Raw genomic sequence first — 15,963 nt, forward strand, 5'->3', positions numbered from 1 at the left:
GGAAGGACCTGAATCATGAATATGTCGACGGCCTTGAACAACGCCATCGGGGGGCTGACCGCTGCCAGCCGCGGTGCGTCTGTGGTGTCAGAGAATATCGCGAACGCACTGACGCCCGGATATGCCCGGCGGTCGCTCGAATTGGCGACCAACACGATCTCGGGTCACGGGGTGCGATCGGTCGGGGTGGTTCGCCACCACGACCCTGTCCTTACAGCCAATCGCCGCACCGCAGACGCGGACATGGCGCACCAGTCAGAGATATCGGAGTTTCACTCCTGGCTTGAACGCTTGATCGGCGGCGCGGATGACCCGGCCTCTCTTGCTGTCAGGCTGGCAGAGTTTGACAGCAGCCTGATCACAGCCGCCAGCTTGCCGGATTCCTCCGAAAGGCTGGATCAGGTCGTGCGGACCGGGAATGATCTTGCGCGCAGCCTCAACGCTGCGTCCGAAGGGCTGCGGCAGTTGCGGTCAGACGCAGATCGCACAATCGGCAAAAACGTGGACGCCCTGAATCAGACCCTTCAGGACATTGGAAAGCTGAACGCCAAGATACCCGCCGTGAAATATGCGGGGGGAGAGATCGGCGCCTTGCTGGATCAGCGCCAAATCCTGATCGACGAGGTGAATACGCTTATCCCGGGCAATGTCGTTCCCCGGGCAAATGATCAGGTGTCGATTTACTCTGATGGCGGATTGATCCTGCTGGAAGGGACAGCGGCCGAGTTTTCATTTACGACCACCGGCGACACGAAACCTCATATGACGGTGGCGAATGGTTTGCTGTCTGGCCTGACGATGAATGGCAATCCGGTGCGAACGCTTGGCGACGGCGCGCAAATTCGCGGCGGTGCATTGGCCGCACAGTTTCAAATCCGCGATGAGCTGTCCGCCGAAGCCCAAACCAACCTCGACATGGTCGCACGCGACCTGATCGAACGGTTCGAGGTTCCGGGGCTGGACCCTACAGTAACAGCCGCAGACCCCGGCCTGTTCACGGACGCCGGAAACCGCTTTGACCCTACCGCCCCGGCTGGGCTTGCCTCGCACATCAGCGTGAACGCACTCGTTGATCCCGACGCTGGCGGTCAAAGCTGGCGTTTGCGCACTGGTTTGGGGGCCGCGACCCCGGGCGATCCCGGAGACGCCACGCAACTGCGGGCCTTTGGCGCCATCCTCAGCGACGCTCGGCCAATTCCGGGTGCGATTTTCGGCAGCGGCAATATGCGCGCGGCGGACCTGACCGAAGCGCTTCTGTCCAAGGCGGGTGCTGATGCGCATACCGCCAGCCAGCGCCTTGTTTTTGCCAATAGCAACCTGTTGGAGATGACAAAGATCGAAGCGGAACAGGGCGTGGACACCGATCAGGAACTGCAACGCCTTATGCAGATCGAACAGATCTATGCCGCGAACGCGCGACTGATCTCGGTCGTGGATGAACTCATGGACACTCTATTGAGGTTGTGACGATGAACTTGACGTCTATCGGTGATCTTGCCCGGGGGCTGACACTCAAATCCCGCGCGACGGATATCAAAGGCCAGATCGAAACCCTGTCTTACGAAATGTCTAGCGGCAAGGTTCAGGATGTGTCTGGGCGGCTCGACGGTGACTACTCGCACCTTCTGGATTTGGATCGCAATCTGGCAAGGCTGGACGCGTTTCGGGTCTCAACTGCCGAGGCTGGTCTGTTCACGGACGCGATGCAACAAAGCCTGACAACAATTGATGAATCCGTGGGTGAAATCACTGGCGCGCTTTTGTCTTTTGGCACTTCCAATCAGGCGGTGACGCACGAAAACGCATCCGTTCAAGCTAGGAACGAGTTGGATACGATCATTTCCGCGCTGAACACCCGGGCGGGGGGGCGCAGCCTGTTTTCCGGGACAGCAACAGACGTTTCTCCGCTGCTGTCTGCAGACGAGCTGATGTCTGCGTTACAGACGGAACTGGCCGGGCTGACGACGGTGACGGATATACGCCAAGCGGCTGAAGACTGGTTCAACGACCCTGCCGGGTTCGACGCGGTCATTTATCAGGGGTCCGCCAACACGCTGGCCCCCATGCAGATTTCCGAGAACGAAAACGTCACCATCCCGATCACTGCGATTGATCCGACCGTCAAAGCGGCCTTGCGCGATATAGCGGTCGCGGCGGTTGTATCCGACACCGCACTGGCTCTGCCACGCGCCCAACGCACGGCCCTGTTCACGCAACTCGGGGTCGATCTTGCCAATACCCAGAATGACACGGTCAATCTGCGCGCCCAAGTCGGTGCGACGCAGGCGCGGGTTGAGCAGGCGTCAACACGCAACAGCGCAGCACGTACCTCGTTGGAATTCAGCCGCAATGAACTGATCGCGGCCGACCCGTATCAGACAGCGGCGCAGTTGCAGACCGTCCAGTTTCAACTGGAGAGCCTGTATTCCGTAACCGTTCGCAACGCGAACCTGTCGCTGGTGAATTTCCTGAGATGAAGATACTTGCTTTTCTACTGATCCTTCTGCCCGGCATGTCTTTTGCGGGCGCGATCCGCCTCAAGGATCTGGTGGATTTCGACGGCGTCCGCGGCAACGATCTGGTCGGGTATGGGCTGGTTGTGGGCCTGAACGGAACCGGTGACGGGCTCAGAAATTCCCCCTTTACCGAAGAGATCATGTCGAACATTCTTGAACGCCTGGGCGTGAACGTCACGGGCGAGGATTTTCGCCCCAAGAACGTGGCGGCCGTATTGGTGACCGCCAGCCTGCCCGCCTTTGCCCGGGTCGGCGGCCAGATCGACGTCACCGTTTCAGCGATTGGCGATTCCAAAAGCCTGTTGGGAGGGACCCTGATTATGACGCCTCTGAACGCGGCTGACGGTCAGATTTACGCCGTTGCCCAAGGGACGGTTCTGGCCGGGGGCGCTGTGGCAGAAGGCGAAGCCGCATCCGTTGTACGGGGTGTGCCGACTTCGGGTGTCATACCGTCGGGCGCGCGGGTTGAGCGTGAAATTGACTTTGAACTTTCGTCCTTGACGCAGATGCGGCTGGCCCTACGGGAGCCTGACTTCACAACGGCGGGGCGGATCGAAGCGGCAATCAACAGGGAATTCAATCGCCCCGTCGCTATCATGCGCGATTCCGGGACAGTCGAACTGAACATCGCCGCCACGCAGTCGATCACCACGGCACATGCGCTGGGTCGGATCGAGAACATTCTGGTGCAACCCGAGGCCAAGGCCCGGGTTGTGGTCGATCAGCGTTCGGGCACGATCGTCATGGGGCAAGAAGTAAGGATTTCCCGGGTCGCGGTCTCGCAAGGCAACCTGACCCTCACCGTCGAAGAAGCACCAATCGCCATTCAACCCAACCCGTTTGCACGCGGTGAAACCGTGGTCGTCCCCCGGACCATCGCCGGTATCGAAGAGGAAGAAGGCACCGGCTTGGCCGAAATACCCGAAGCCACGACCCTGTCCGAGGTCGTGGCCGGGCTGAACGCACTTGGGGTATCGCCGCGCGACATGATCGACATATTGAAAACGATCAAGGCCGCAGGTGCCCTGCATGCCGAATTCGTCGTTCGATAGGTTAATCAGACACGGACGAGGTCAAGGTGCCCAAAGATCCCTATTTCGATTTCCAGCTATTCAGCCATCTCTTGAAACCACTGGTCTTCTCTTCGAGCGCGTCACCCGCAGCGTAGAGCCCATCTTCGACATTCTCGATCACGGGGTCGACGCGGGCTTCGCGAAATCTGCACCAGCGAACCCAGACGGCCCAGAGCAGCGCAAAGAAGACAGTCAGGAAGATGATGTTGAACCACGGGATGATCCGAACCTCAGGGTCTTCGACCTGCCAGATTTTGACAGCGTTCGGGAAGATCGACAGGAACTCGCTCCGCCATCCATAGTGGCGCACCACAACCCACCGGGGGCTCTCGGTGGTTGATTTCAGATCTGCGGCTTCGGCCTGCAGGTTGGACGAGTTCAGCTTGAAATACGGCGGCCAGCCCCACCCGGTGTCTTCGTTGCGGTAAACCATGACCTTGCCGTTGGTTTTGCGCGTCTGGATAAAGAAGACATCGCGGTTTGGCGTGGTCGGATCGCTTCCGACATCCTGAACGGACCAGAAGATGCTGTTTTCACCCGGGTCGATCCGCTTTTCATATGTGTCCGAGATTCTGACCACATCGTGCTGCGGCAGGGTGTAATTCAAAACCGAGGCCAGCGTTCCCCAGAACAGTATGATGATGGCCCATTTGATGTAACGCATAAGCGAAACCCTCACATGAAATTCGAAACGTAAATCAGGATCGCGATCACACCCAGCGGCACGATGTAGATCCCAAGGATCAGTTTGCGGCGGAACGAAGCGTCGTATTTCTGCAGCCCGCGCTGAACAAAGGCATCCCGATCGCCGGACAGACCTTTCTTGTCCCAATGCGCGATCAGTTTACCCCGCCGCACCCAGCGGGAATAGATCGACACGCCAACATAAAGAACGGTCAGAACGATCAGCAGCGGGATCAGAAATCGGAGTGCGACAAACATTTAACTTCTCCCAACAGCGCCCCAGGGACCGACGCGCGCGATGACCTGATCGCTGACCCGGTCCTCGCCGCTCATGTCCGGCTCATGCCCGAACAGGGCGGCCCGCGCACCAGCTTTGTCCACCTGATACTCGCGCGCGAGGAAGTCGGCAACAAAGGCTTTCTTGCTTTCCGGCCATGTCGAATAGGTCCGATAGAACAGCTCTTTGTGGCAGATGAACAATTGCCGCGGATCCTGCGGGGCCAGTTCCGCCAGCAGCATATTCACAAGGTCCCGGTTGGGCGTGTCCGACGCGCGCAGGGTATAGAAATAGGCCGGGTGGTCCGAGGTGATACGCGGCCACGGCCCGCCCTCGGTCGTCCAGCGCAGCAATTGCGCGAGGCCGTGATAGGCTTCGGGCAAACGGTCGGCATGGTTTCGGGCCAATCGCCGCATGTCGCGCCGATCCAGCCCGGTCAGGTCGACACCCGCATCCGCGGCCGCGGCGATGGTCAGAAAATCCATCTTTTGTTGCAGGATCGCGGCGGAATCCACACCGCGCGCCTCGATGATGGTTTCGACCAGATCGTTGTAGTTCAGGAATTTCGCGATCTGGTTGCGCTGATCCGCATGAAACACATAGTCCATCGGCAAATCGACCGAAGGATTGCCCATGTTGATCGCCGCAGGGTGATCCAGATCGGGAAACAGGTAGAGACCACCAAAATGCGCAGTCCAGAAGTTCGGCTGATCAAAGGCCGTGTGGCGCAGACGCACCGGGTTGCGGGTGACATCGCCCGCATCCCGGGCCGTTTCGATCATCTTCGCGATCAGCACATCGTCGAACCACGCATCCTCTTCGGTTTTGAACTGTTCGACCATGCCCGCCAGTTGCTCGGCCTTGCGCAGGGTGCCGCCGACCGTATCAGCCTCGATCTCGATCTTGCGCAGGGTCAGCAGGTCGGCAGCTGTGGTGAGTTTGAGGACCGAATTCACCAACTCTCCAGCCACCGCATCCGTGGCGGTCAGAGCAAACAACTGCGCCTCGTTCATCTCGATAAACTCGCGCAGAATATCGCGCGAGGTTGAGAATTTGACGTTCAGTAGAGGCGCGCGTTTCTGCTCGGTCGTCAACAAGATGAACTGCCGGTTGACCCCGTTGGGGTTGAGGTAGAGCGGGTCGTCCAGCTCCTGCCCCACCTCTGGCGAATAGCCCGAGATATCGACATGGAAATCCGTCAGGTCCGTGGTCTTGCCCGCCAGATGCTGCAGCGCACGGTTATACCGCTCGACCAGAGCCGGGCTGGAGATGTGGACGAGGTTGCCGAACATCAGGCCTTTTTCGATGAGGCGGATCATTACTGTAGCCTCTTCAATTCATTTTCTAACTGCATCCATTCAGCGTTTAGTATTTTATGGCAAGTTTCTCTGAACTCCATCCACTGTTGACCTTCGGGAGTTGCATCATCCTCTTCATTTTTCGAGTTTAAGTGTGCAAAAAGTTCAGAGAACCTATCAAAAAACTCGTCACGAAACTTGTTGGAAGATCTCATGCAGGACAAAATATTTTCAGCAACTTGTACCATTTTGACCAAGTCGTCGTAGGTCAATTTCTGATCTTCAAGGGTGCGCTCTCTCATCATAATTGCGAAAAAACTTTGTAGTTCGGCTATCTCAGATTGAAGCCTGTCAAGATTATCCTTCCGGTACTCAGAAAGCCGAATTCTCGCTGACAATCTGATTTCATCAGACTTGGACTTATGTGACAAAAAACTACCCAAGAAGCCGACAAAAACTTTAAATGCGGGTAGACCAAATGTAATGGCAAGCGCCTGATGTTCGCCAATCCATTGATTAACATCTGAAAACACGTTCACCCCTTCCCTTCCAAATACCGCCGCTTGGCCTCTTCCATCCGGCCCATCTCTCGCACCGCGTTTTCGATGGCGACCTCGTCGCTCTTGTCGGCATAGCGGAACTCGCTGTCGGCGTAGCGGTTGATCTCCTGGATCACCATCTCAACCGTGATCGGCTGGCGCAGCTCCTCGATCATGCCCTTCTTGGTGTCGTAGTCGCGGAACAGGAACAGGTCGGGGTTTTCCATCCATTCGTCGGGCAGTTCGAAATCCATCGCGCGAACCTTGACCGCGTCGGTGATGTTCTTGATCGCGCGGCCGGTGAAGCGCTCATCCGCCTGTTGGATCGCCTTGAGGTAGGTGCCCAGCTTGGCGATCGTGTCCATCTGGCCGATCTCGCCGGAGACTCGATCATAGACCTGCAACAAGGCATCCTCATGCGGGCGGGAATGGCTTTCGAAACTGGCGGCGACAGCCTTTTTGATCTCCTGCGCGGCATAGGCGTCGTGCTCGCCCAGCGGGATGTCGTGGTTGCGGCCCATCAGCAGGTGCAGGATGTCGATGTAATCCTCGCGCGTTTGCGGGCCGTCCACCAGGAACCGAGCACCCGCCCGCTGACGCAGGGCGTCGTCCACATTCTCGGGGTAGTTCGAGAACATGCCAAAGGTGCAGTTGCCGCGCACGACGGTGTTGGCGCCCGCAAAGCTCTCCATCAGCACAGCAGTAATCTCCAACTGCCCGGCTGAGGACTGCCGGTCGCCCCGCTTGCCTGCCAATTGGTCGATATCGTCAATGGTGCCGAACCCGATGACCGACGGGTCGATGATCGTATTGATGAAAGCCTTGGCGTTCTGGCCGGATTTGCCCTGATAGCTGTCGATATTATCGGTGCTGAGGTTCTGATAGCGGAACGGATAGCCCGCGTTCTGGCAATAATCATTGATCAGCCCGGCCATCATCTGGATCAGAGTAGTCTTGCCGGTGCCCGGTTTGCCGTCGCCCATGAAAGTAAAAATGAACCCGCCAAGCTCCGCGAACGGGTTCAGGCGACGGTCGAAGTCATAAGCCATCAACATCTTGGCCAGCTTCATCGCCTGATACTTGGCGATATGGTTGCCCACCACCTCGTTCGGTTTCTTGAACGTCATGGTGAGCGTGGTGGATTTCGCCTTGGACGCCGGTTCGAACCCCCGGATGGTCAGATCGTCCGCCTCGATATGCCAGGCGGCGTTCTGGAACGGGGCCAGATGGCCAGCGGACTGCGCGCGCAGGGCGGCTTTTTCCATCAGTTGCTCGGCATAGGCGCTGGTGGCTGCGATCAGATGCGCATCATCGGGTGCGTGTTTTGCCAACACCTGATCCAACTCCCACAGCGCGCCATGCAGGGCAAGCTGGCCATTGTCGGTCAAAACTTCCTCAATCTCGCCAATATCGACGGTGGTCTCGCCCAGATGCGAGGACATCAAATAGGCCAAGGCATTGCCGAACACATGCGACGTGATCAGAGCCTCAGCCGTCAGCAATTCCGAGAATTCAGTCTTGCGCGCAGCCGGAAGATCGCCCGCAAGATTGGCGCGCTTCAGATCGGCCAGAGAGGTCTGCTCGGCATACGCCTCGGCCACGGCCAGAGCGATGGCAATCGCGCGGCGAATGGCCTGCTGCGTGGTCGCCTGCGGAGGCGAAACCAGCATGTCTCCCTCATCCGATGCCTCGATCCGTTCCACCAGATGCACACCGTCTGAACGCGCGGTGCGGCGCGTCACCAACCCCGGAGTCGTCGACCGGAAACGCCGCCCCGATGATACCCCCGGAGAGCGCTCCACAGCCACCTCGACCGGTTTCGCAATACGCGGCGCATGTTCAAACCCGTTCAACATGGCGGTCGCCGCGGGATAATGTTTGCGAATATCGTCTTCGCGCAATTCCATCTGATCTGACGTCAAACTCATCTCAATAACCGCCCATGCTTCTTCTGTTCAAAAATACTTCCGCCGGAGGCATAAAATCTAATAGCGCAACACCTGCCCCGCCCTGCTGACCACGAATTTGCGCACATCGGCGAAACCCGGCGGGTTGCGCTCGGCCAGCACCTGAAACGGGCGCTGGGGCAGGATGATTGATCGCTGGGTTCGCGTTGCCCCGGTCTCGGCCCCTTGTCCGCCAAACGGGTCCAAAGCGAACACTTCACGCTCGACGGTCGAGAACCACCCGGCGCGTTCTTCGATGACCTCTTCGCTTTCCAACTCCTCGGTGGTCCAGGCCAGCGCCCAGTCTTGCCCCTCGGGGGCCTGCGCGCCTTCCAGCACCTGCCGCAACGGGCCGGATTGCTCGGTATAGGCCGAGGAATACATCGGCCCAACATGGATACGGCGCAGGTGCTTGGGGTGTAGGTCGTCGAAATCCTGATCAAAGCCCTTGGCAATCGTCACCAGCTTCAACCCGCCCAGAGATTGCGCCATCAAATGCGCCTGCACCTCGGGCCAGCGGCGTTGGTCCTTGGGCAGGGCCGTGCGACCGCTGTCTTCCAACTGCATCAGGTAGATCACAGGCAGGTTGATCTGGCTGTCATAGACCGCCCAATGCAGCAAAAACTTGCGCCGATCCCCCTCATTCCCGATCCAGTGGCATTCAGGATCGTTACGCGCCCAAAACAACTGACCTTTCAGCAATTCCTCGTAATAGAGCCTTTGGGACAGCGCGAATTGCAGCTTGGTGGGGATGTCCAGGTCGCCAATGATCGTCCGCACCATGTCGGTTTTCAGATCATCTTCCGAGGGCATATTCGCCAGATGCACCTGCGCCTGTTGCGCGTCATTGGCCATGGTCAGCAACTCGGCCGCCACCGGAAACCCGCTGTCGCGCTTGTCCATGGCGAGGCTGCCAAAGAACCGCCCCGTATCGCGCCCGACCAGCAGGTATTTCATGGAAAGCGCGCGGAAGGTGTAGAGCAGCCCCGAAAGGTAGCGCGACACGATCCGCACCTCTTGCTTGCTGATCGCGCCCTCGGCCTCCATCGTCGCAGCCACGCGCAGGAGGTGGACGGTGATCACCTCGAATTTGCGGAAATACCGGCGCGAGGCGAAGGTGTCGGTCAGGCCGACATGGTCTTGGGTGGGGTCGTTGGATTCTATCATCACCTGTCTCTCGAGATAAGAGACTTCAATTCAGCCAACTCATCATGCGGATCGACATTGGCATAAAAATCATACTCCAAACAAACGCCGAGGTTAGAGATTTTGCTCAAAAGGCTTGATGGAAGTCTAAACCCCGAGCTTTGAACTGAGAAAGACACGCAAACGATTGAACTTGCACAATGCTCGGGAAGCTTCTGCACTAATGACGAGATCGGTCCAATTTTCTCGACAACAGCCCGTATATGCTCTTCGAGGTATACAGTCTCCTTCAAGCCGCTCTCTAAGATCCATCTTGACCCACGTCGCGCAAACTCTCGCCCACTCCTGCTGACTTTTTCTCCAACGTTCCAATATCGACTTGGTTCAAGAGGCATTTGATTGACGATATCGGAGATGGGTTCGTCGGACGTGATCGCGAAATAGGCGTATTGACGATCCTGTGTTGAATCCAATGCAAAATCTTCGATGTCTAGACTACTCATCAGTGGCGTCACCCACCATACAAATTCTTATCATGCTTCTCGACAATCGAGGCAAACCGGCGCGCGAACCGCTCATCTGCCTTGGCCTTTTTCTCCAACACGTCGCGGGCAAAGACCATGTGGCCTTCGTGCGCCTCAAGCATGTCGGCCATTTTTTGGTTGGTCGCGGTGCCGATGGCGGCCATCGCCGTCTGCGCCTCTTGATCGGTCTGCACGCCGATCTCGTTGATGCGGTGGGCCACGTCCTGCTGTTGCGCGGTTTTCAGCGATTTGGTCAGGGCGTCATACAGCACCACGCGCTGTTGCGTGTCTGTTTGCAGCTTGTTGATCAGCACCATCTGCGTCGCCGCCTGATTTTGCAATGAGTCAACCCAGGTTTTTCCCTTTTCGATATAGCGCTCCAGCGTCTGGGACTTGGCCAGCTTGACCTGCTCTTCCTGAACCTTTGCGTTGTATTGCTTGTTCAGCTCGGCCAGTTCAGTCTCTAACTGGGTGCGTGCGGCGGCGTCCTGTTCGACGCTGATCTTGTTTTCCAGCGTAATAATGGCCGGGTCCATGCCTTGAATTTCAACGCGCAGCGCTTCCAGCTCGGCCACAGTCGCTTCGCGGTCGTCCAGCGTGCCTGTCAGGTTGTTCTCGACCTTCACGCGCTGCTCTTCCAACACCGACAACTGGCCTTCCAGCAGCTTTACGATCACATCGGACTTGGCGATCAAATCCTGCAACTTGTCGTCAATATTGGCGGTGCGCATCCGTTCCTGCCGCATGGATTCGGATTTGCCCTTGGCGAAGATGCCAACAAAGCTCTCCCACCCGGTTTTCGAGCGCATTTCGTCGAAATCCTTGGAAAACGCGTTGGTGACGTCGTCCAGACCCATGATCAGCTCGGCGATATTGGCGTTCATCACCTCGGTATGGGCGTGCACATCCTCCAAAGTGGCGTTTTCGATGTCGATATCGGCCTCGGCGGTGCCGATCTTAGCCCGTGCCGCGTCGATCCGCGATGTCAGGCTTTCGATCTGCGACTGGCTTTCGCGCACTTTTGTCTGCGTCTCTTCGATCAAGGCGTCAAATTGGTGGTTCGACATCCGCACTATCCCCTTTTTTGTTCAATTACCCAATAAGATAGGGAATGTTACGGTCATTTACATCCCCTTGCGTCCAAAATTCCCCGGAACTTTGGCAAACTCCGCCTGAAAAAGATAGGCGCGACACGTGCGGCAAACGGCCAAGTTTTGATCAAATCTGGATTGATTTGAGCCGGACAGTGGACATAGACATTCCTTATCCCACCTGATTGAGTGCGCAAGATTCAATTTCTGCCGGAGGCTGACCCATGCTGGACGCAACGACCGACCTGAAATCCATCCTCAAAAACCCCGACCTGCTGGCGACCAAAGCCTATATTGGCGGGCAGTGGGTGGATGGCGACAATGGCACCTTTGCCGTCACCAACCCCGCACGCGGAGATGTGGTGGCCGAAGTTGCAGACCTCAGCCGCGCGCAAGTGGCGGGGGCGATCGCGCAGGCCGAGGCTGCGCAAAAAGAATGGGCCAAGCTGACCGGCAAAGAGCGCGCAGCGATCCTGCGGCGCTGGTTCGACCTGATGATGGCAAACGCAGAAGATCTGGGCCGGATTCTGACAGCCGAGCAAGGCAAACCGCTGGCCGAAGCCATAGGAGAGATCGGGTATGGCGCGTCCTTCATCGAGTTTTTCGGTGAAGAAGCCAAACGGGTCTACGGCGAGACCATTCCGGGCCACCAGCGTGACAAGCGGATCATGGTACTGAAACAGCCCATCGGCGTGGCGGCCTCGATCACGCCATGGAACTTCCCCAACGCAATGATCACCCGCAAGGCTGGGCCTGCCCTGGCTGCAGGTTGTTCCTTTGTTGCGCGTCCTGCAGCGGAAACGCCCTTGTCGGCGCTGGTTCTGGCGGTTCTTGCGGAACAGGCGGGCATTCCAGCAGGTGTGTTCAACGTCGTCCCCTCGTCGCGGGCCAGCGAGATCGGCAAGGAATTCTGCGAAAACCCCGGCGTGCGCAAACTGACCTTTACCGGCTCGACCGAAGTCGGGCGTATTCTTCTGCGGCAGGCTGCGGATCAGGTGATGAAATGCTCGATGGAGCTGGGCGGCAACGCGCCATTCATCGTGTTCGACGATGCCGATCTGGATGCCGCCGTCGAAGGCGCGATGCTGTGCAAGTTCCGCAACAACGGTCAAACCTGTGTCTGCGCCAACCGCATTTATGTGCAGGCGGGTGTCTATGACGAATTTGCCGCCAAGCTGAAAGCCGCTGTCGAAGCGCTGAACGTAGGCGATGGTCTGGCCGAAGGCACAACGACCGGACCGCTGATCAACGATGAGGCGGTCGCCAAGGTGCGGGAACATATTCAGGACGTCACCGACAAGGGCGGTGCGATCCTGACCGGAGGCCTTCCGCATGATCTGGGCGGAACCTTCTTCCAGCCGACCATCGTGACCGGAGTCACGCAGGACATGCTGGTCGCTCAGGATGAAACCTTCGGCCCGCTCGCCCCGCTGTTCAAATTCGAGGACGAGGATGACGTGATCGCCATGGCCAATGACACGATCTTTGGTCTGGCCTCGTATTTCTATGCCAAGGACCTGAGCCGCGTCTACAAAGTGGCCGAAGCGCTGGAATATGGCATTGTCGGCGTGAACACCGGCATCATCTCGACCGAGCTGGGTCCGTTTGGCGGCGTCAAGCAATCCGGTCTTGGACGTGAAGGCAGCCATCACGGGATGGAAGATTATCTTGAGATGAAATACGTCTGCCTGTCGGTCTGACCTGAATGGGCCACCGTTCCGGCGGTGGCCTCTTCGTTTGTCACAAAACTGCAGTCTAACTGTCACAACACCGCAATGATCCCGGTCCATCCCCCTCGCATCCAAGTGAGAGAGGATACCAACCGATGTCGTTGCGCTTTGTCTGCCTGACATCTGCCCTCGTCCTGACCGCTGGTCAGGCTGCGGCAGACATGAATTTCAACCGAATTGCGTCCTTCCCGGTCGTCAAGAACATGGCTGAGGGGGGCGATACCAATCGCGAGACCTCGCCCGAGATCATCGCGGCCACCGCCGATGGCATGACACTGGTCTATACCGACAGCCCCTTGGGTGTGATCGGCATGGTCGACATCACCGACCCCTCGAATCCAGCGCCGCTGGGCGCAATGGACGTGGGCGGCGAGCCAACTTCCGTGGGTATCGTTGGCGCGACCGCTTTTGTCGGCGTGAACACCTCGGACAGCTATACCGCGCCGTCGGGCAAGCTGATCTCGGTCGACATCGCGGGCAAGACGGAAACCGGTGCCTGCGATCTGGGCGGTCAGCCCGACAGCGTCGCCATCGCCCCTGATGCCAGCTTTGTCGCGGTGGCGATTGAAAACGAGCGTGACGAAGACCTGAACGACGGCATTATCCCGCAACTGCCCGCCGGTGAGCTGGCGCTGGTGCCGCTGAAAGATGGCGCGCTGGAGTGTGCGGGCATGAAAATGGCCTCGCTGACCGGTCTGGCCGACGTAGCGCCCACCGACCCCGAGCCTGAATTCGTGGACATCAACGGTCTTGGCGAAACCGTCGTGACTTTGCAGGAAAACAACCACATCGCGGTTGTTGCCAAAGACGGCACCGTGATCAGCCATTTCTCGGCCGGCAGCGTGGATCTGGAGGGCATCGACGCCACCGATGAGCGCGGCGCGCTGATCTTCACCGAAAGCCAGCCGGGTCGCCTGCGCGAACCCGACGCGGTGAAATGGATCGACGACAACCATTTCGCCACCGCCAATGAAGGTGATTACGAAGGCGGCTCGCGTGGTTGGACGATCTTCCACAAGGACGGCAGTGTCGTTTACGAAAACGGAACCGATTTCGAAAAGGCCATCATTCAGATCGGCCACTACCCCGACAAACGCTCGGACAGCAAAGGCGTTGAGCCTGAAAGCGTGACCGCAGCCACCTTTGGCGGTACTCCGATGATCTTTGTCGGGGCCGAGCGCGCCTCGGTCGTGGGGGTCTATGACGCCACCGATCCGGCGAACCCGGTTTTGAAACAACTGCTGCCCTCGGGCGTTGGGCCGGAAGGCTATGTGGCGATCCCGGATCGCAACCTGCTGATCTCAGCCAATGAAAAAGACCTGATCGAAGATGGCGGCCCGCGCGCGCATGTCTCGATCTTCGAATATCAGGATGCCCCCGCCGCCTATCCGCATCTGACGTCAGAAGGCACGGATGGGCTGATTGGATGGGGTGCGCTCTCCGGTCTGGTCGCGGACGAAGACGGCATGATCTATGCGGTCAATGACAGCTTCTACGGCTTCCAGCCCTCGATCTTCAAGATCGACCCCAGCCAACAACCCGCCCGCATCGTGGACGTGATCCGAATCCACCGACAGGACGGAAACCCGGCACAAAAGCTGGACCTTGAGGGCATCACTCTGGACGGCAAGGGCGGCTTCTATGTCGCGTCCGAAGGCCGCACTGAGCGCGTCATCCCGCACGCGATCTACCATGTATCCGCCGAGGGCAAGATCAAGGACCGCAAGGGTGAGATCGGCCTGCCGCCGGAACTGATGGCGGTCGAGAAACGCTTTGGCTTTGAGGGCATCACCAAGGTTGGCGACACCCTGTGGATGGCCGTGCAGCGCGAATGGAAGGATGATCCGGAAAACCACGTGAAACTGGTGGCCTATAACCTTGAGACCAAGGAATGGGGTGCCGTGCACTATCCCAAGGCAGACCCGGACACCGGTTGGGTCGGCCTGTCGGAGATCGTGGCCTTCGGCGACCATGTCTATGTGATTGAGCGCGACAACCAACACGACCACCGCGCCGTGACCAAGAAAATCTACCGCATCCCGCTGTCTGAGATGACCCCAGCCCCGCTGGGCGGCCCCCTGCCCGTGGTCAGCAAAGAAGAGGTCCGCGACCTGCTGCCCGACCTGACCTCGACCGGAGGCTATGTTCTGGACAAGATCGAAGGTCTGGCCATCCTGCCCTCAGGCGAGGCGTTTGTGATGACCGACAATGACGGTGTCGACGATGCCTCGGGCGAGACGATGTTCTGGTCGATCGGATCGGTGACGGCTGGGAACTAAGCCAAGATCTAATCAAAAAACAGGCCCCGCGTGGACAACGCGCGGGGCTTTTTCTTTTTAGATCGCATTCAACCCAAGACGGCCACTTGGCTGCTCACCAAGCATTCGACATGTTGTTGGCAAAGCAAAGTGTCGTCGCCCCGTATCGGCCCGCCTGCTGGCCGTCGAGAACATCATTTGAAACTTGATCCATTTCATCAAGACGAATGCCACCGATGAAGCATAGGCATCGGATAAGCAATTTTAGTTAGGCTTTGAAATGAGACCCTTACCAGTTCGGAAGGCCCTAAATCCGAATTACCCTATGGTAAAGCCGCAATATGTGTCATTGTGATACACTTAATACGTTCATTAAGGAAAGTAGTAGGGAGGGAATTGGAATGGCCTATATTTCGGTATCTCATTGGTCTGCGACTGACTGGACCGACGAGATGGAAGCGCTCGCACGAGACAAGTACATACCGATGGTAATGGCGTTAGGCGCCCAAAGCGTCGACATGGTGAGAACAGGAGATTTGAGCTTTCTTGTTGTCACAAAATACGCAGATGAAGCTGCGGCAGAGTCCGCGCAAGCAAGGATTGACGCCATCAGGGAAGAAGCGGCGGGTGAACTTCCAATGAAGATGAGTAGCGTTCACCGGGGCCCGACCTTCGCGAACGGATAGCCGCAGGCCAGGATACTTGGCGTAGAAACGGTATTAGCTGGAACGCGATAGTCATTCGCCAACTTTGGCATTCAAGACTGAGGCCGCACGCAATGCGCTTGCGATGCCTCAGCTAGATTTGCCTGTGAGACAGACATTCACTGCTTCAAAAAAACAACGCCCCGCGTCTGGAGGAACGCGGGGCGTATGGTGCGA

The 15,963-nt window shown here is 58.0% G+C and carries 14 protein-coding genes; 6 read left to right on the plus strand and 8 right to left on the minus strand.

The features are described from left to right. The first annotated feature begins 15 nt into the window (after window positions 1–15). The 3 genes from flgK to ACR0MS_RS15935 are packed head-to-tail and all read left to right on the plus strand — an operon-like array spanning window position 16 to window position 3,568. On the plus strand, window positions 16–1,467 hold the full coding sequence (flgK, locus tag ACR0MS_RS15925; protein WP_480575308.1) for a flagellar hook-associated protein FlgK: 1,452 nt from the start codon (window positions 16–18) through the stop codon (window positions 1,465–1,467). A gap of 2 nt (window positions 1,468–1,469) precedes the next feature. Next, window positions 1,470–2,477, plus strand: a complete 1,008-nt coding sequence (locus tag ACR0MS_RS15930) for a flagellin (RefSeq protein ID WP_480575311.1) — start codon at window positions 1,470–1,472, stop codon at window positions 2,475–2,477. Continuing rightward, entirely contained in the window at window positions 2,474–3,568 is a 1,095-nt protein-coding gene (locus ACR0MS_RS15935) for a flagellar basal body P-ring protein FlgI (protein ID WP_480575314.1), read from the plus strand. The genes ACR0MS_RS15930 and ACR0MS_RS15935 overlap by 4 nt, the downstream gene beginning before the upstream one ends. A 40-nt stretch (window positions 3,569–3,608) precedes the next feature. On the opposite strand, the gene ACR0MS_RS15940 is transcribed toward ACR0MS_RS15935, so the two are convergent. From ACR0MS_RS15940 to ACR0MS_RS15975, 8 genes are read right to left on the minus strand one after another with little or no spacing between them, the layout of a single operon-like run. Then, entirely contained in the window at window positions 3,609–4,253 is a 645-nt protein-coding gene (locus ACR0MS_RS15940; protein WP_480575317.1) for a DUF1523 family protein, read from the minus strand. Between the two features lie 11 nt (window positions 4,254–4,264). Further along, complete coding sequence (locus ACR0MS_RS15945; RefSeq protein ID WP_480575320.1) at window positions 4,265–4,531, minus strand: hypothetical protein; 267 nt, start codon at window positions 4,529–4,531, stop codon at window positions 4,265–4,267. Further along, on the minus strand, window positions 4,532–5,869 hold the full coding sequence (locus tag ACR0MS_RS15950; RefSeq protein WP_480575323.1) for a DUF6638 family protein: 1,338 nt from the start codon (window positions 5,867–5,869) through the stop codon (window positions 4,532–4,534). Then, window positions 5,869–6,381 carry a hypothetical protein gene (locus ACR0MS_RS15955; RefSeq protein WP_480575326.1) on the minus strand — a complete coding sequence of 171 codons (513 nt, stop codon included), beginning with the start codon at window positions 6,379–6,381 and terminating at the stop codon, window positions 5,869–5,871. Before ACR0MS_RS15955 ends, ACR0MS_RS15950 begins: the two co-directional genes overlap by 1 nt. 2 nt (window positions 6,382–6,383) lie before the next feature. After that, complete coding sequence (locus ACR0MS_RS15960) at window positions 6,384–8,315, minus strand: AAA family ATPase (RefSeq protein WP_480575329.1); 1,932 nt, start codon at window positions 8,313–8,315, stop codon at window positions 6,384–6,386. A gap of 57 nt (window positions 8,316–8,372) precedes the next feature. Continuing rightward, window positions 8,373–9,500 carry a hypothetical protein gene (locus ACR0MS_RS15965; RefSeq protein WP_480575332.1) on the minus strand — a complete coding sequence of 376 codons (1,128 nt, stop codon included), beginning with the start codon at window positions 9,498–9,500 and terminating at the stop codon, window positions 8,373–8,375. Beyond that, a complete protein-coding gene (locus ACR0MS_RS15970; RefSeq protein WP_480575335.1) occupies window positions 9,500–9,982 on the minus strand; it encodes a DUF4279 domain-containing protein in 483 nt (160 codons plus the stop codon). Before ACR0MS_RS15970 ends, ACR0MS_RS15965 begins: the two co-directional genes overlap by 1 nt. Window positions 9,983–9,990: 8 nt before the next feature. Beyond that, a complete protein-coding gene (locus ACR0MS_RS15975; protein ID WP_480575339.1) occupies window positions 9,991–11,070 on the minus strand; it encodes a hypothetical protein in 1,080 nt (359 codons plus the stop codon). Window positions 11,071–11,318: 248 nt separating this feature from the next. Here ACR0MS_RS15975 and ACR0MS_RS15980 point away from each other — a divergent pair, with 248 nt between their 5' ends. The 3 genes from ACR0MS_RS15980 (at window position 11,319) to ACR0MS_RS15990 (ending at window position 15,768) form a co-directional block, all read left to right on the plus strand. After that, on the plus strand, window positions 11,319–12,794 hold the full coding sequence (locus ACR0MS_RS15980; RefSeq protein ID WP_480575342.1) for an NAD-dependent succinate-semialdehyde dehydrogenase: 1,476 nt from the start codon (window positions 11,319–11,321) through the stop codon (window positions 12,792–12,794). Window positions 12,795–12,919: 125 nt separating this feature from the next. Beyond that, window positions 12,920–15,103, plus strand: a complete 2,184-nt coding sequence (locus tag ACR0MS_RS15985; protein ID WP_480575345.1) for an esterase-like activity of phytase family protein — start codon at window positions 12,920–12,922, stop codon at window positions 15,101–15,103. Between the two features lie 380 nt (window positions 15,104–15,483). Further along, complete coding sequence (locus tag ACR0MS_RS15990) at window positions 15,484–15,768, plus strand: hypothetical protein (RefSeq protein ID WP_480575348.1); 285 nt, start codon at window positions 15,484–15,486, stop codon at window positions 15,766–15,768. Window positions 15,769–15,963: the final 195 nt, after the last annotated feature.

This window comes from Ruegeria sp. CJ2, assembly GCF_056536745.1.

What these genes read in the sequence shown, in the direction of transcription:
- ACR0MS_RS15975 (WP_480575339.1), bottom strand. Translation starts at nt 11,070, where the DNA reads ATGTCGAACCACCAATTTGACGCCTTGATCGAAGAGACGCAGACAAAA.
- ACR0MS_RS15970 (WP_480575335.1), bottom strand. Translation starts at nt 9,982, where the DNA reads ATGAGTAGTCTAGACATCGAAGATTTTGCATTGGATTCAACACAGGAT.
- ACR0MS_RS15940 (WP_480575317.1), bottom strand. Translation starts at nt 4,253, where the DNA reads ATGCGTTACATCAAATGGGCCATCATCATACTGTTCTGGGGAACGCTG.
- ACR0MS_RS15945 (WP_480575320.1), bottom strand. Translation starts at nt 4,531, where the DNA reads ATGTTTGTCGCACTCCGATTTCTGATCCCGCTGCTGATCGTTCTGACC.
- ACR0MS_RS15950 (WP_480575323.1), bottom strand. Translation starts at nt 5,869, where the DNA reads ATGATCCGCCTCATCGAAAAAGGCCTGATGTTCGGCAACCTCGTCCAC.
- ACR0MS_RS15985 (WP_480575345.1), top strand. Translation starts at nt 12,920, where the DNA reads ATGTCGTTGCGCTTTGTCTGCCTGACATCTGCCCTCGTCCTGACCGCT.
- flgK (WP_480575308.1), top strand. Translation starts at nt 16, where the DNA reads ATGAATATGTCGACGGCCTTGAACAACGCCATCGGGGGGCTGACCGCT.
- ACR0MS_RS15980 (WP_480575342.1), top strand. Translation starts at nt 11,319, where the DNA reads ATGCTGGACGCAACGACCGACCTGAAATCCATCCTCAAAAACCCCGAC.
- ACR0MS_RS15990 (WP_480575348.1), top strand. Translation starts at nt 15,484, where the DNA reads ATGGCCTATATTTCGGTATCTCATTGGTCTGCGACTGACTGGACCGAC.
- ACR0MS_RS15965 (WP_480575332.1), bottom strand. Translation starts at nt 9,500, where the DNA reads ATGATAGAATCCAACGACCCCACCCAAGACCATGTCGGCCTGACCGAC.
- ACR0MS_RS15930 (WP_480575311.1), top strand. Translation starts at nt 1,470, where the DNA reads ATGAACTTGACGTCTATCGGTGATCTTGCCCGGGGGCTGACACTCAAA.
- ACR0MS_RS15960 (WP_480575329.1), bottom strand. Translation starts at nt 8,315, where the DNA reads ATGAGTTTGACGTCAGATCAGATGGAATTGCGCGAAGACGATATTCGC.
- ACR0MS_RS15935 (WP_480575314.1), top strand. Translation starts at nt 2,474, where the DNA reads ATGAAGATACTTGCTTTTCTACTGATCCTTCTGCCCGGCATGTCTTTT.